The organism is Clostridium formicaceticum (assembly GCF_001854185.1).
In the GTDB taxonomy this organism is placed as follows: domain Bacteria; phylum Bacillota; class Clostridia; order Peptostreptococcales; family Natronincolaceae; genus Andreesenella; species Andreesenella formicacetica.
The window spans coordinates 159,863-174,043 of sequence record NZ_CP017603.1 but is presented as its reverse complement, the minus strand read 5'-3'; the positions used below and the strand labels follow the sequence as shown (position 1 = coordinate 174,043).

Sequence of the window (14,181 nt, the reverse complement as noted above, 5' to 3'; positions counted from 1 at the left end):
TACTGAAGGCACAAATCAATGAAGTGGGATTTTTTCACTTCTGTAAGCAGCGAGTAGGTTTAAAGATGGCAACTTCCACTATGGATAACCCCTTCTAAAATAAATCCACCAGATATCCCTGTGAATGAATTAGAAGGGCGTATGACCACTCGTGAATTTGGCACAATAGATACAACAGTAGGAAGTTCTACTCTAGTTGACCAAGTTGGGGGATCTTCAGGAGTTGGGAACAATTGGTTACCAAAACCACCGATATCAGAAATGTATATCTCACCTAGATAGATATCAAAATCACCAAACATTGTAGGCTGTGGTAATGTTGCCATAAAGCTTACCGCTTGCCCTCCTCTAGGAGAAAAATTTACATAAGCCACCCCACCTGTACCAAATGGTACGGGAACTAAGGGTCTTAAAATAACAGCACATGGATAAGGTATAAGACCAGGAACACAAAGGACATCTCCAGGATATATGATATTAGGATTTGAGATATGTGGATTATTTACTACAAGTGCTTCCAATCTTAATCTAAACATTTGGGCTATATTGAAGAAAGTATCGCCTGGCTGAACAGTATATCGTCCCAGAAATGCAGGAGGACAGGTTTGTGGAATTCGAATATATTGTTGTTGATACACAAATAAAACCTCCTAGGAGTTATTTTTTTATGAAATAAACCTTTGATATTTATCCCTCGTGATGCTTTTCAGCATCTTTTTTAGTCTCATGAATTGTACCATGTGGATGCTCAGGTGGTGCATAAATAGAGTATAATTTAAGGGGCGTACAACCTGTATTAATCAAATTGTGCCATTTGCCGGCAGGTATAATTATTGCATAGTCATCATAGATTTTTGCTTGAAAATCCAACCGATCTTTTCTGTCTCCCATTTTAATAATTCCTTGACCTTCTTCAATACGTATGAATTGATCATGGTCGCGATGAATTTCTAAACCTATGTCATCACCAACATTGATGCTCATCAAGGTAAGTTGCAAATATTTTCCTGTCCATAAAGCGATACGAAAATTATTGTTTTGTTTAGTAGTCTCCTCAATATTAACAACAAAAGGTTCTGGTCCATAATCTTTTAACTTAATCAACTGTTTGGGAGAGCCTGGGCAATGCATTGGTGGATTACCCCAATAGGGATAGGGGTATGTTTTATAATCATTGTACATATTGTGGGGGGATACACTGGTGTATTAATGTAGTAAGGATATGGATATGGTTGATAGACATTATACATCTTGCTCATTCCTTTCATAGGCTTTTATAATAGTATATGCTCTATCTTCAGGAGAGGTACTTCAATTCATAGAAAGATTATGTACTTGATAAAAAAATGTTACTCAGGAACAACACATGAGATGCGTCAGACCCTTTTATTATGTGGGTTCTAATCAGACTTAGCACATAGCATAGGGTGAGATCATATAATAAATTTGAGTGAATTAAATGGAATGGAGGATGATCATTATGATTAAGGAGGATTTTAGGGAATTTTTAAAAAAACAGGGAAAAAGTATGGGCAAATATTATATAAGTGGAAAAGCACTTGGCCTAAATGCGATTAATGATATCATCAAGTGGGCTAAAGGGGTAGAGAGAGTTTTTGGGGTGGATTTAGGTGCAGTTGTAGAGAATCCCGAGGAAACCCAAAAGCTGCTTAGAAAAATTAATCTTAGTAATGAGGTTATAGATAAGCGGAAAAGAAACTTTTCAGATGCAGTAAAAGCATATTTTGAATTTATAAACGGTTATGAGCTGCCTTTAGAGAAGCAAGATAATACAATTGCTAAGGAACAATGAAGCGACGAAGTCTTACTTACTCTTAAACTAGCATAAATCTATTAAATAAGTAATGAATATATGCGCTACAGTATCAGCAATATATCCATTACTTATTTTTTTAAAATATTAACCTTCTTTTCAAAAGAAATTTAATTGTGATATTTAGAAGTGTTGTTTTGGTTCAAGTTTACTTCATAATCCTTAGTAGTATTGACTACAAAGGACATTAACCCTAACAAAGCTATTAAGTTAGGAATAACCATTAGACCATTAAAGGTATCAGCTAGTTCCCATACAATTTCTACCTGCATTCCAGTACCCGTAATAATAAATAATAATACTAAAATTCTATAGAATTTAATCCCTTTTTTACCAAAAAGAAATCTAATGTTTGATTCCCCAAAATAATACCAGCCTATAATCGTAGACAATGCAAAGAAGAATAAACATATGGCTACAAAGGTACTTCCAAATCCACCAAAGCCTCTAATAAATCCCTCTTGGGTTAATTGTGCTCCTACAAGGCCTGAGGAAAAGGCACCTGTTGTTAAAATAACTAGAGCAGTTAATGTACATACAATTCCAGTATCAATAATTACACCCATAATAGCAACCAATCCCTGCTGAGCTGGGTGCTTAACCTTTGCTATAGCATGGGCATGGGGCGTAGAACCCATACCTGCCTCGTTAGAGAAAAGACCCCTAGCTACACCATAACGGAAGGCTTCCTTTACAGAGGCACCAATGATTCCTCCAGTAGCAGCCATAGGATTAATGGCACCATAAATAATCATTTTAAAAGCAGGTAGAATTTGCGTATAATGAATTAAAACAATGATTAACCCACCTAAAATATAAAGTCCTGCCATCACAGGTACGATCTTTTCTGTAAAGGAGGCGATTCTACTAATTCCTCCGATAATGATCAGACCTACTAAAGCTGCTACAAAAACCCCGGTAACTACTTTAGGGATGTTAAAAGCAACATAAGCTGCTTCGGAAATAGAATTAGATTGAACCATATTTCCCATAAATCCTAGAGCTAATACAATGGAAATAGCAAAAAAACCTGCTAAAAATTTGCTTCCCAGACCCTTCTTAATATAGTAGGCTGGACCACCAGTTATTTCTCCATCCACCCTTTCCGTATGCAGCTGGGCTAGTACTGCCTCTGCAAAAATAGTTCCCATCCCTAAGAAGCCACTTACCCACATCCAGAAAATAGCACCGGGGCCTCCTGCGGCTATTGCAGTAGCAACTCCTGCCAGGTTTCCTGTACCCACCTGAGCAGCGATGGCTGTAGTTAGTGCTTGGAATGAGGACATTCCATCTTCATCTGCTTTATCCGTCTTCGTAAACATGCCGCCGAAGGTTTCCCTCCAAATAGACTTAAATTTTCTAATTTGTATAAATCTCAGCTTGACGGTAAATAAAATACCTGTGCCCAATAAGAAAAACAACATAATAGGACCCCATAAAACACTGTTGATTTTAGATATGATAGTTACTAAGTTCATGTCATAGCCTCCATAGTAATTATTTTGTCCGAATAGTAAGATAGCTCTGTAGTAAAATCTGATTCATGTCCAAACATTTCCTTCATTCTTCTTTAATAGAAGAGTCACACCGTGAGGAATACTAATTTTGTTGTCATATAACCATACTAAGTCATCGCCTTCATTTTTCACCTCTCCTCTAATAAAAATAACACATACGTTAGAAACATTTAAAAAATAAAAGAGACTAAGCAGTAAAGTTAGTCTCTGGAAATTAAGATTTTTCAAATAGAAAAAATGATTGTATCGACAAAAAACGTCAACAGCAATAGCATTTTACTACATGAGAAATCCTCTGTCCTTTTACCTGAGAGTTTCACCTGAAAATCAGGCTTTCCCCTTCGGTGCTCCTTTGAGTCTCTCCAGAGGTTCGTTCAATAACGGTCTACAATAATATGTATTCCACTATCTTCATTCGACATTTATAGAATTGTGTTTTGCGAACATTCATCATTTTAACATGAATACCTACTAGGAATCAATGGTAAACTTAAAAAGTTTTGAAAAGAGTACAGTAATCGGCAGATGAAAGCAAGTAGAGTAAAATCATCTTAGAAATCATTAGCGTTAATTTAAGCCATAATTTGTCATTCTGAGGGGAGCAAAGCGGAGTCGAAGGATCTTAGAATTAAGAAAATGACAGTTCATGAGGGAATTTTAGAAATAGTAGAGCTAAGTTAACGCCTATGTCTTAGAAATAATGCTTTAATATTAATAAAGGAGAAAATCTTTTGAGGTGAGGAATTTTCATTGACATGAACAGTCACACTAACCTTACAAATTCAATCATTTGAATTTGTAAGGTACACATTTTTTCTATAGGTTTGGGGCGTCATGTTCATCTGTCCACAGAATACCCTGTTAAAATAGGACGGATCTGAGAAACCGCATTCAGATGAAATTCGGTAAGCAGGATAATTGGTTGTCTCCAATAATCTGCAGGCATACTGGATTCTCAGTTGAATGATATATTCGGTAAATGAGATACCCATCTCCCTTTTAAAAACATGGCTGAAATACTTGGGATTCATAAACACCTTGGATGCAACCATTTCTAAAGTCAATTTTTCTCTGAAATGCTCCTTGATATATTTTATGGATTCCTCAACAAAGTGTTGTCGATCATCTTTTGTTTTCGCGCTCTTTTCTTCAGGTTTTTCCTCCACCAGCACAGAACTTTTTGATGCTGATTCCAGCATTTTTCGGAATACCTCTTTAAAGGCAGTAGGCTTGACGGGCTTTAAGAGATACTCAAAAACCCTAAGATTAATAGCTTTTTGAGCATAGGAAAAATCTGAATAAGCAGATAGAATGGTAATACATGCGTTAGGTAGAAATCCTCTGATCTCCTGAGCGGCAGTCAGACCATCCATTTCAGAAATCATTATATCCATGATAATAATATTTGGTCGATGCTGTTTTGCCAATTGGACAGCTTGGACGCCACTTCCACAAGTGAGTATTGTATCCTCCGGAAGAAGCTCGTCAAGCATAACTGTTTTGAGGAACTCTTGTTCAAGTATTTCATCTTCCACAATCAAGATGACGTTCATCGCTAGCACCTCCTAATGGTTGAGTAGGAATCGTGATGGTTATGGTACTTCCGGAATAGTCAGACTTTACGATTTCCAATCCGTAACCTTCTCCATAATACTGTTTTAAACGTTTGTCGGTACTCCGGAATCCTAGACCAGATTTATTTTCACACTGTTGTATTTTATCTAAAACATCCTTTGGGAAGCCGTTTCCATTATCTGCAATGGAAATAACGATTGCCCCTTTAGATTTTTCTGCATAAATACTGATTTTACCTCCATCACGCTTTGGGGTGATACCGTGAATAAGAGCGTTTTCAACAATAGGTTGAATGACCATGTTGGGAATTCTATAAGATTTAATTTTCTCTGGGACGTCGATGCTATATTCTAGGCGATTTTTAAATCGTGCCTTTTGTATATATAAATATTTCTCGATATTGTCTATTTCAGAAGCGATGGTATGAAGTTGATCATCCTGTTTTAAATTATATCGCAACAAATCGGAAAGGCAGTAGATAAGTTCCTCAGTTGTATGGGAATGTTCAAAGTATGCGATACGGGCGATACAATTCAGCGTATTAAACAAAAAATGTGGATTGATTACAAGAGACATGTTTTTCGCTTCTAGATCGATAATTTTCTTTTCAAGCATTTCCTTCTCTATGGATAATCTTGCCACGTGGGGATTGACCTGACTCACACTTTCCGACAAGTCAAGAGAAATATTCTTGGCAATGTGACGGCATAACTGTTCGTGTATTTTGATTTTGTTTAATTCTACGGTTTTCAGCGAGGCAATGGATTTAGCGATAAATTCTAATTCTACTTTTCTGTCATTTTTTAAAGACTGGACATCAATCATGTATTTTTTATATTCGGTATCCTGTGAATATACCTGCATACCAGCTATATAACCCATAGTTTCATCCTTCACCTTAATAGGTAAAAGGATGTTTTCCAGGCCATATCGGCAGACAAAGCTACCCGCCTCATCAGATTTGAATCGATTTCTGTAGTCGGGGCATACCTGATCACCTCTTTCCATGCATACATGGCTGCAAAAATCAGGGGAGGGGATAAGCTCAAGTAAAATATCACCATTTGTATCTACCAAAAACAAGGAAATATCTGATAAGGATAGAATACCACTATAGCGGGTATATAAATTAGAAGCTATTAATTTTTTTAGCGGATTATCGACTTTATTCATTCTTATCGTACACCTTCCCAGCATGCAATTTTCAATCAGAAAAAGAAAAATTGCTACGTTTATACTCGTTGAAAAGATCCCTTCAAATCAAAAAGGTTCTGTTGTTATTTTAATATATAATAGCAGCAAAGTAAACAACATGTCTTACCTTTACAATAAATAACACACCAAATAAGTCTACAATTCCTTTTTGGTGTGCTAGCATTTATCTATTCTAAGCAATAAGTAACCTCCCCATCGCTAGCAATGGGGAGGTTACATCCAAAAATAGAATATTTTTCAATTAATTTTTTATGATGCTCAACACTTGTTAATAACATTTTCGATAAATTTGAATCAGATCTTCCTTAGAAGGCTGTTTGGGATTCGTAGGGGTGCATCGGTCAAGCACTGCCTTTTCAGCCATTTGTTCCAGTGCATCCTCAAACTCCGTCTGTTCAATGCCAAGCCCTCTTATACCATCTTCGATTCCTAGGGATTTTTTCAGTTTGTCTACAGCCAACATGAAATTAACAGCTCCTTCACGGCTTGTTCTGGCTGGAAGCTGTAGCATTGTTGCTAGCTTTGCATATTTTTCGGCAGCATAACCGTTAGCACTCCCCGCTAAGTCGGCGTTGAATTCCATCACGGCATTGAGTAGGAGTGCATTAGAGCGCCCATGGGAAATGTGAAAAGCTCCTCCAAAGGCATGGGCGAGGCTGTGATTGATGCCAAGACCGGTATTTGTAAATGCCATTCCTGCCATGCAGGAAGCATTTTGAACACGATCTATTGCATAGAAGTTATTCATGTCTTTATAGAGGGTCTCAAGGTTTTCGAATATAAGTTTGATTGCTTTTTCTACGAGAGCGTCTGTAAAGTCAGTTGCTTTTGTGGAAACATAGGCCTCGATGGCATGAACCAAAACATCTATTCCTGTATCTACCACCACTCGTTGAGGAACATGCTGAATACAGGTAGAATCCAATATAGCGATATCTGGGGCTATAAATTCATCTACGATGCATACCTTTTCGCCTTCAGAGGTAATGACGGAAAAGTCAGTCACCTCTGAACCAGTTCCACTGGTAGAGGGAATGGCGATAAAAAGGGGCTTTTTAATTTCCACCCCCTCTATGTTTCCGAACTTCCAGGCAAAATAAAGGATGCCTTTGGCAGTGTCGATGGCGGAACCCCCGCCTATGGCAACCAGAACATCTGCACTGCTTTTTTTATAAAGCTTCAGCCCCTCTGCAATTACTTTAACATCTGGATCAGGCCGCACGCCTGAAAAAACCTCGGAACTTATTCCTGCCTCACTTAGATAATCTACTGTTTTTTGAAGATATCCCAATGTTTCCATGATAGAATCAGCAACAATAAATGCTCGGGATCCGGTAATCTGTTTTAAAAACTGCAGAGATTGATTGTTAAAATAAACTTTGGATTTTAATATAAACTTATCTTCTATGATAATTACCTCCCATTTATGTATAATTTTATTAAGTAGAATAATAATTTAAACAAATGATTATTTATCATATCATACAAAACAATTGTTTTATTGAAGATTCACCATATCGTTGTAGCACTATTGTATCCTATTGAAACCCGACATTGTACAAAATCTTTTTTCTTGAACAATCACTATAAAATGGAGTAAAGTTTTATCGTATACCTAGTATGTACCTGAAGGCTATCGCTTTACAATGAGGAATGGTTTGAAGTCTAATACTGTTGAAATTGGATTGCTGGTGGGAACTACTGGTACACATAAAGCAGTCTATTGATTCTATAGACTATTCTTGCTATAATAAGTTAAGTCTCAGGGAGCTACAAATTGGCTTTCTGGGTAATGGGTTGCATTTGGCATCCATGTCTATATGTTCCTTGTATCCTCCTATGGACAAAGAATAAATTTTAATATATAGGGTGGAGTTATTGATGAAAATGGAAGAAATCGTACAAAAAAAACTGCGTCTTGTTTTCAATGATGACAGTATTATATTCGATAAATCTCGTTTTGCAGGCGGCCTTACTAATTACAACTACATTATGAACATCAAGGGTAAGGAATATGTTATTCGTCAACCAGGGGGCATGACCAATCAGATGATTGACCGGAAAATTGAGAAGGTCAATAATAATATTGCCTCAGAGCTGGGTCTGAATTCCCAGTGTATTTATTTTGACGAGATCAGTGGGGTTAAGATCAGCGCATACATTAAAAACAGCAAAAACATTGCTCTCGCTGATCCACATTGTCCTGTCAACTTGAGGGCTGTTTCTAATTTAATGAAAAAAACCCACACCAGCCCAAAGCACTTTCCCAATTTCTTTGATTTTGAAACGGAATTAAATAAGTATGAAGAGATTGTTAAAGAGATGAATGGTGATTTTTTCTTTGACTATTTTACATTGAAAAATCAACTACTTGATTTTTTAGAAGAAAATATTAAGAATGTCATTTCTGTTCCTTGTCATAACGATACAGTGCCAGAAAATTTTATCCTAGATGACAGCGGCAGAACATATCTTATAGACTGGGAATATTCTGGAATGAACGATCCTAGCTGGGATGTGGCTGCATATATTCTAGAGTCTAGACTAACAGAAGAGTCCATTGGATACCTTGTTTTAGATTACTATGGACAATTACCGACGCCGGAAGAAGTGCTAAAAATTAAGTGTTATATGCTGGCACAGGATTTGCTTTGGACGGTATGGGCATTGATTAGACACTACAATGGCGACGATTTTCTTGACTACTGCTATATGAGATACGAACGCTTTCGAAGGAATATCAAGGCAATCACTATTTCATTAGATTATTCCATTGCCGATATGGTAAAGAATTAGATAGTTATAGCCGTCGCTTTTTCTTTGAGCAATGATTATTTGATGTTTCTTGTGATAGCTGTTCTAGCATGGCGGCTTATTCCCGATAAAATAATAATATTTACATGAATCAAAAAGACACTTTGAGAAATCAAGGTGTCTTTTTAATTTTGATGGATATTATGCAATAAAAATTCCATTTCAACTGTAAAGGCTGATGGGTTTAAAGTACAAGAGAGTATACAATGCCTTAACTGAAAATAAAATCGATACCATTTGTACAAAAAAGTGACGATAGTACAATAACATCAAAAAAATCAAAGGATATTCTACAGTAAAGTCATCGACTTTATGCCATAAAAAAAGCCATTATTCAGTTATGATAAATATAACATAGAAAAAGAAAGGAGTTTTGTTCATGAAGGAAGCAACATCGGTGGTTAATGCGTCTGCAGTTGCTGCTAAGAAGAAGTTGTCATCACAGTTCTTTAAAAAGGGAATCATTATTGGTTTATTATCAGGTCTTACTTATGGTATGTTTTCAGCATTCTTGACACTAGGTATGTCTAAGGGGGTTTGGGCTGACTGGTATGGGGATAACACAGGAGGTTTATCAACTTTTGTTATCGTATTTATTGTAGGGGCCCTTGGGAGTGCGGTAAATGATATTTGCAGTGCTGTATGGGCATTGTTGAACGTAGGTTTGAAAGGGAAACTTGGAGATTTCTTTAGAACCATTAACACTACCCCTGGTCGTATGATCATGCTGGCAGCTCTCTTAGGAGGTCCTATTGCCAATGTATCCTATGTTGTTGGTATTCAGCTGGCGGGTTCAATGGCGATTCCAATAACCGCCCTTTGTCCAGCAATTGGTGCTATTTTAGGTAGAGTTTTATATAAGCAAGAGTTAAATAAACGTATGACAGTAGGTATTATTATCTGTGTTGCTGCCAGCGTGATGATTGGAAGCGTAGGTATTGGTGGTGATGCAGCAGATAGTGTAGTATTGGGATTGATTATTGCTTTTGTGGCTGCCCTTGGTTGGGGATTTGAAGGTGTTATAGCTGGCTATGGTTCAGCTATGATTGATACTGAGATTGGTATTACCATACGTCAGGTAACATCAGGCCTTGCCAACTTACTAATCTTGCTTCCTATCCTAGGCATGGTAGAAGGGAATGCTATGCTTTCATTTAAGCTTGCTGGACAAGCTTTTACAAGTGGCCCTGCTATGATTTGGTTTGCTGTATCTGGTTTTGTAGCATTTATTTCTTTCATGTGGTGGTATAAGGCAAACAGTATGACTGGTGCAGCTCTAGGAATGGCTACCAATGGAACTTACTCCTTCTTTGGACCACTAAGCTGTTGGTTACTGCTTGGCGTAATTGGCGGTATGGAAGGTTGGGGTTTGAGTGTTATAGAATGGACTGCTGCAATCATGATGGCGGCAGGTATTTTGGTAATTGCAATGAATCCAATGGACTTATTCAATAAAAAGGAGGAGATATTGAATGAAGCCGCTTAATTATGCTATTTTAAAACATTTTACAAAAGTAAAGGAAGCTTGTACTGAGGATGTGATTGAGGCTTTAAAAGGAGAATACGGCAAATTCAAAGCCCTTAATAAAGATGATGTACTCAACGCTTTAATGACAGCCGAAGCCAATGGTCTTCTTGAAGAAGCAAAAGTTGAATTAGATCAAGCAGGTGCTTTGAAAATTTATTATCGAGCACATCAAGAAGGTAAAGATGCAATTAATAAATACATTAAAGATTAATCATTTGATGCTTCCTTGGATGCCATGGATTCAAAGAAGATAATAGATATTTATCAAGCAGAGGCAAAATCGTTGGAAGTAATACTAAACAATAAAGATTTGAAAGGATGGAAATGCGATGAGATATTACGGAGAAGAAGCATTAGGTCTTGTTGAAACAGTAGGGATGGTTCCTGCACTTGAGGCGGCAGACAAAATGCTAAAGGCTTCTAATGTTGAACTGGTATCTTATGAAAATATAGGTTCCACGCTTGTTACAATTATGGTAAAGGGCGATATTGCTGCCGTAAAGGCGGCTGTGGAAGCAGGAGCCGCGGCAGCAGCAGCGATAGGCAAATTAACAGCACAAAACGTTATGCCGCGACCTATTCAAGCTATTGGAGACATTGTTTCAATCTATGACATTGATAAATAAGTGTAAATAAGGAGGATGATTGCATATGGGCAGATACAATGCTTTAGGTTTAATAGAGACATTTGGTATCGTTTATGTTTTGGAGGCTGCGGATGCAATGTGTAAAGCTGCGGATGTTGAATTAATTGGTTTTGAAAACGTAGCCTCTGGTTATATTTCTGTGCTGGTTCGAGGAGATGTAGGTGCATGTAAAGCAGCTGTAGAAACCGGTGTAAAAGCGGTGGAAGATATGGGTTCTGAAGTTTATAGCTCAGTCGTTATTGCAAGTCCGCATCAAGATATTGAAAAAATTATTTCGCGCTATTCCCTTGAAACTTTGAATCCTTAATGGATCACAGGTGCAAATAGCTAAAACAAGAAATCATTGAAAAAGAATTGGAGGGAAGGATTTTGGATATTCGTGAATTTTCAAATAAGCTTGCAGAAGCTACTAAAAATATGTCTGTAGAAGAACGATCATCTTTGATGAAGGTTTTTGAAGGCATTTCCAAGGAAATGGCAAAGGAGGATACTACAGGTTACATACAGTCAGATGTGAAGGAGACTGGAATCCCAGATGGTATGACGGAACGTCTTAAGAGACTAAAGGAGACCTATTTAAAGTGGAAACCTAGTATCACCACATACCGTGCCCGGGCTATCACCAAGATTGCTAAGGAAAACCCTGGTATGCCTAAGACTTTACTAAGAGCGAAAAGTTTTCGCTACTGTTGTGAAACTGCACCCTTAGTCATTCAAGAAGACGAATTGATTGTGGGAGCGCCTTGTGGTGCACCTCGTGCTGGGGCTTTTTCTCCTGATATAGCTTGGAGATGGATGGAAAATGAAATTGATACTATTGGTACTCGTCCTCAAGATCCATTTTATATATCAGAAGAAGATAAGAAATATATGCGGGAAGAGCTTTTCCCTTTCTGGAAAGGTAAATCTGTTGATGAATATTGCGAAGACCAATACCGAGAGGCGGGTGTTTGGGAGATTTCAGGGGAATCCTTTGTTTCTGACTGTTCCTACCATGCACTAAATGGTGGTGGAGATTCCAACCCAGGTTATGATGTAATCTTAATGAAAAAAGGTATGTTGGACATTCAAAGGGAAGCACAAGAGCACTTAGACAAACTAAGCTACGAAAACCCTGAGGATATTGAAAAGATTTATTACTATAAAGCTGTTATTGAAACCACGGAAGGGGTTATGATCTATGCCAAACGTTTATCTGAGTATGCTACTGAACTAGCAGCAAAGGAGACGAATCCTAAGCGTAAGGCAGAACTACAAAAAATTGCTGAAATAAATAGCAGAGTTCCAGCCCATAAACCTAGCACCTTTTGGGAAGCCATTCAGGCTGTTTGGACTGTGGAATCCTTATTAGTCGTTGAAGAAAACCAAACCGGGATGTCAATTGGTCGTGTTGACCAATATATGTATCCATTCTACAAAGCAGATATAGAAAGTGGTCGTATGACGGAATATGAAGCATTTGAATTATCTGGTTGTATGCTAATCAAAATGTCAGAGATGATGTGGGTTACGAGTGAAGGTGGATCTAAATTCTTTGCAGGTTATCAACCATTTGTAAACATGTGCGTTGGTGGTGTTACCCGCGAAGGTCTTGATGCCACAAATGATTTGACCTACTTATTAATGGATGCAGTTCGTCATGTTAGAATCTATCAGCCATCCTTGGCAACACGTATTCATAGCAAGTCACCAAAGAAATATTTAAAGAAGATCGTTGAGGTTGTCCGCTCTGGTATGGGATTCCCAGCATGCCATTTTGACGATGTTCATATTAAGATGATGCTGGCAAAGGGAGTCTCTATAGAGGATGCCCGTGACTATTGCTTAATGGGTTGTGTTGAACCACAAAAGTCTGGTCGTTTATATCAGTGGACCTCTACAGCCTATACACAATGGCCTATTGCTATTGAACTAGCACTGAACAAAGGTATTCCATTATGGTATGGTAAGCAGGTTTGTCCTGATATGGGTGATCTAAATCATTTCAAAACTTACGAAGACTTTGAAAATGCTGTTAAGGAACAGATTAAATATATTACTAAGTTAAGCAGTATAGCTACCGTTATATCACAGCGTGTTCATAGAGAATTAGCACCAAAACCTCTGATGTCCATTATGTATGAAGGATGTATGGAAAAGGGTAAAGACGTTTCTGCCGGCGGTGCTATGTACAACTTTGGTCCAGGGGTTGTGTGGAGTGGTTTAGCAACCTATGTAGATTCTATGGCTGCTATTAAAAGATTAGTCTATGACGAAAAGAAATATACCCTGCACCAAATAAACGAAGCATTGAAAGCTGACTTTGCAGGCTATGAACAACTAAGAAATGATTGCCTACAGGCACCTAAGTATGGTAATGACGATGACTATGTAGATTTAATTGCTGCTGATTTAATTAATTTTACTGAAATGGAACACCGTAAGTACAAAACTTTATATTCTGTTATGTGCCATGGTACCTTATCGATCTCTAACAACACGCCTTTTGGTCAATTAACTGGTGCATCTGCAAACGGACGTAAAGCTTGGACACCATTATCTGATGGTATCAGTCCTACGCAAGGAGCAGATTTTAAAGGGCCTACCGCCATCATTAAATCCGTTTCTAAGATGGCTTGCGATAACATGAACTTAGGTATGGTGCATAATTTTAAGCTGATGGCAGGCCTATTGGATACACCAGAAGGTGAGCAAGGGATTATGACATTACTACGTACTGCTTGTATGTTGGGTCTTGGTGAAATGCAGTTCAATTATTTAGACAACAATACCTTAATAGAAGCACAGAAGCATCCAGAGCAGTATCGTGACTTAATCGTCCGTGTGGCGGGTTATAGTGCATTCTTTGTTGAACTTTGCAAGGATGTTCAAGACGAGATCATAAGTAGAACGATGTTAACACATTTCTAATGAAGTAAATTCGATGACATTTCATATTATCTGCTGTTGGATGCTCCTATGCTATAAGGCATATGGAGGACCAACTCAGGTAAATGATCTATTCTATAGATAACCAATTTAATACCTTAACAAAATACGACCTCCTGCGGT

Annotated in this window: 13 protein-coding genes and 1 riboswitch; of the genes, 7 read left to right on the top strand and 6 right to left on the bottom strand. The window is 37.7% G+C overall.

All coding sequences use genetic code 11. The features are described 5' to 3' along the window. Positions 1-59: 59 nt before the first annotated feature. Positions 60-638 (bottom strand): LysM peptidoglycan-binding domain-containing protein, encoded by a 579-nt coding sequence (locus BJL90_RS00770; RefSeq protein ID WP_070963444.1) that lies wholly within the window; start codon positions 636-638, stop codon positions 60-62. Positions 639-687: 49 nt separating this feature from the next. Then, on the bottom strand, positions 688-1,131 hold the full coding sequence (locus tag BJL90_RS00765) for a cupin domain-containing protein (RefSeq protein ID WP_472235017.1): 444 nt from the start codon (positions 1,129-1,131) through the stop codon (positions 688-690). 349 nt (positions 1,132-1,480) lie between these two features. On the opposite strand from BJL90_RS00765, the gene BJL90_RS00760 reads away from it, so the two are divergent. Next, positions 1,481-1,813 carry a hypothetical protein gene (locus tag BJL90_RS00760; protein ID WP_070963441.1) on the top strand — a complete coding sequence of 111 codons (333 nt, stop codon included), beginning with the start codon at positions 1,481-1,483 and terminating at the stop codon, positions 1,811-1,813. Positions 1,814-1,944: 131 nt separating this feature from the next. Here the strand turns inward: BJL90_RS00760 and BJL90_RS00755 are convergent, their stop codons facing one another. The 4 genes from BJL90_RS00755 to BJL90_RS00740 form a co-directional block, all read right to left on the bottom strand. Beyond that, on the bottom strand, positions 1,945-3,312 hold the full coding sequence (locus BJL90_RS00755; RefSeq protein WP_070963439.1) for an alanine/glycine:cation symporter family protein: 1,368 nt from the start codon (positions 3,310-3,312) through the stop codon (positions 1,945-1,947). Positions 3,313-3,636: 324 nt separating this feature from the next. Continuing rightward, a riboswitch (glycine riboswitch) is annotated at positions 3,637-3,727 on the bottom strand. A 406-nt stretch (positions 3,728-4,133) separates the two neighbouring features. Beyond that, positions 4,134-4,904 carry a response regulator transcription factor gene (locus tag BJL90_RS00750; RefSeq protein ID WP_070963437.1) on the bottom strand — a complete coding sequence of 257 codons (771 nt, stop codon included), beginning with the start codon at positions 4,902-4,904 and terminating at the stop codon, positions 4,134-4,136. Continuing rightward, a complete protein-coding gene (locus BJL90_RS00745; protein WP_070963435.1) occupies positions 4,876-6,099 on the bottom strand; it encodes a sensor histidine kinase in 1,224 nt (407 codons plus the stop codon). Before BJL90_RS00745 ends, BJL90_RS00750 begins: the two co-directional genes overlap by 29 nt. Positions 6,100-6,409: 310 nt before the next feature. Next, entirely contained in the window at positions 6,410-7,534 is a 1,125-nt protein-coding gene (locus BJL90_RS00740; RefSeq protein WP_335617838.1) for a 1-propanol dehydrogenase PduQ, read from the bottom strand. A gap of 488 nt (positions 7,535-8,022) precedes the next feature. On the opposite strand from BJL90_RS00740, the gene BJL90_RS00735 reads away from it, so the two are divergent. The 6 genes from BJL90_RS00735 (at position 8,023) to cutC (ending at position 14,040) form a co-directional block, all read left to right on the top strand. Continuing rightward, positions 8,023-8,937: a choline kinase family protein gene (locus tag BJL90_RS00735; protein WP_070963431.1), complete on the top strand. Its 915-nt coding sequence runs from the start codon at positions 8,023-8,025 to the stop codon at positions 8,935-8,937. A gap of 397 nt (positions 8,938-9,334) precedes the next feature. After that, complete coding sequence (locus BJL90_RS00730; RefSeq protein ID WP_070963429.1) at positions 9,335-10,441, top strand: hypothetical protein; 1,107 nt, start codon at positions 9,335-9,337, stop codon at positions 10,439-10,441. Next, a complete protein-coding gene (locus BJL90_RS00725) occupies positions 10,428-10,694 on the top strand; it encodes a hypothetical protein (RefSeq protein WP_070963428.1) in 267 nt (88 codons plus the stop codon). The genes BJL90_RS00730 and BJL90_RS00725 overlap by 14 nt, the downstream gene beginning before the upstream one ends. Before the next feature lie 118 nt (positions 10,695-10,812). Then, a complete protein-coding gene (locus BJL90_RS00720) occupies positions 10,813-11,109 on the top strand; it encodes a BMC domain-containing protein (RefSeq protein ID WP_070963426.1) in 297 nt (98 codons plus the stop codon). 25 nt (positions 11,110-11,134) lie between these two features. Then, the gene (locus tag BJL90_RS00715) at positions 11,135-11,437 is read left to right on the top strand and encodes a BMC domain-containing protein (RefSeq protein ID WP_070963424.1); all 303 of its coding nucleotides are present in this window, start codon (positions 11,135-11,137) and stop codon (positions 11,435-11,437) included. Between the two features lie 62 nt (positions 11,438-11,499). Continuing rightward, positions 11,500-14,040, top strand: coding sequence for a choline trimethylamine-lyase (gene cutC / locus BJL90_RS00710; RefSeq protein WP_070963422.1), 2,541 nt, complete (start codon positions 11,500-11,502; stop codon positions 14,038-14,040). The last annotated feature ends 141 nt before the right edge of the window (positions 14,041-14,181 follow it).

Coding starts and splice junctions, on each gene's coding strand:
- BJL90_RS00765 (WP_472235017.1), bottom strand. CDS start 1,131: ATGCATTGCCCAGGCTCTCCCAAACAGTTGATTAAGTTAAAAGATTAT.
- BJL90_RS00760 (WP_070963441.1), top strand. CDS start 1,481: ATGATTAAGGAGGATTTTAGGGAATTTTTAAAAAAACAGGGAAAAAGT.
- BJL90_RS00755 (WP_070963439.1), bottom strand. CDS start 3,312: ATGAACTTAGTAACTATCATATCTAAAATCAACAGTGTTTTATGGGGT.
- BJL90_RS00750 (WP_070963437.1), bottom strand. CDS start 4,904: ATGAACGTCATCTTGATTGTGGAAGATGAAATACTTGAACAAGAGTTC.
- BJL90_RS00745 (WP_070963435.1), bottom strand. CDS start 6,099: ATGAATAAAGTCGATAATCCGCTAAAAAAATTAATAGCTTCTAATTTA.
- BJL90_RS00735 (WP_070963431.1), top strand. CDS start 8,023: ATGAAAATGGAAGAAATCGTACAAAAAAAACTGCGTCTTGTTTTCAAT.
- BJL90_RS00730 (WP_070963429.1), top strand. CDS start 9,335: ATGAAGGAAGCAACATCGGTGGTTAATGCGTCTGCAGTTGCTGCTAAG.
- BJL90_RS00725 (WP_070963428.1), top strand. CDS start 10,428: ATGAAGCCGCTTAATTATGCTATTTTAAAACATTTTACAAAAGTAAAG.
- BJL90_RS00720 (WP_070963426.1), top strand. CDS start 10,813: ATGAGATATTACGGAGAAGAAGCATTAGGTCTTGTTGAAACAGTAGGG.
- BJL90_RS00715 (WP_070963424.1), top strand. CDS start 11,135: ATGGGCAGATACAATGCTTTAGGTTTAATAGAGACATTTGGTATCGTT.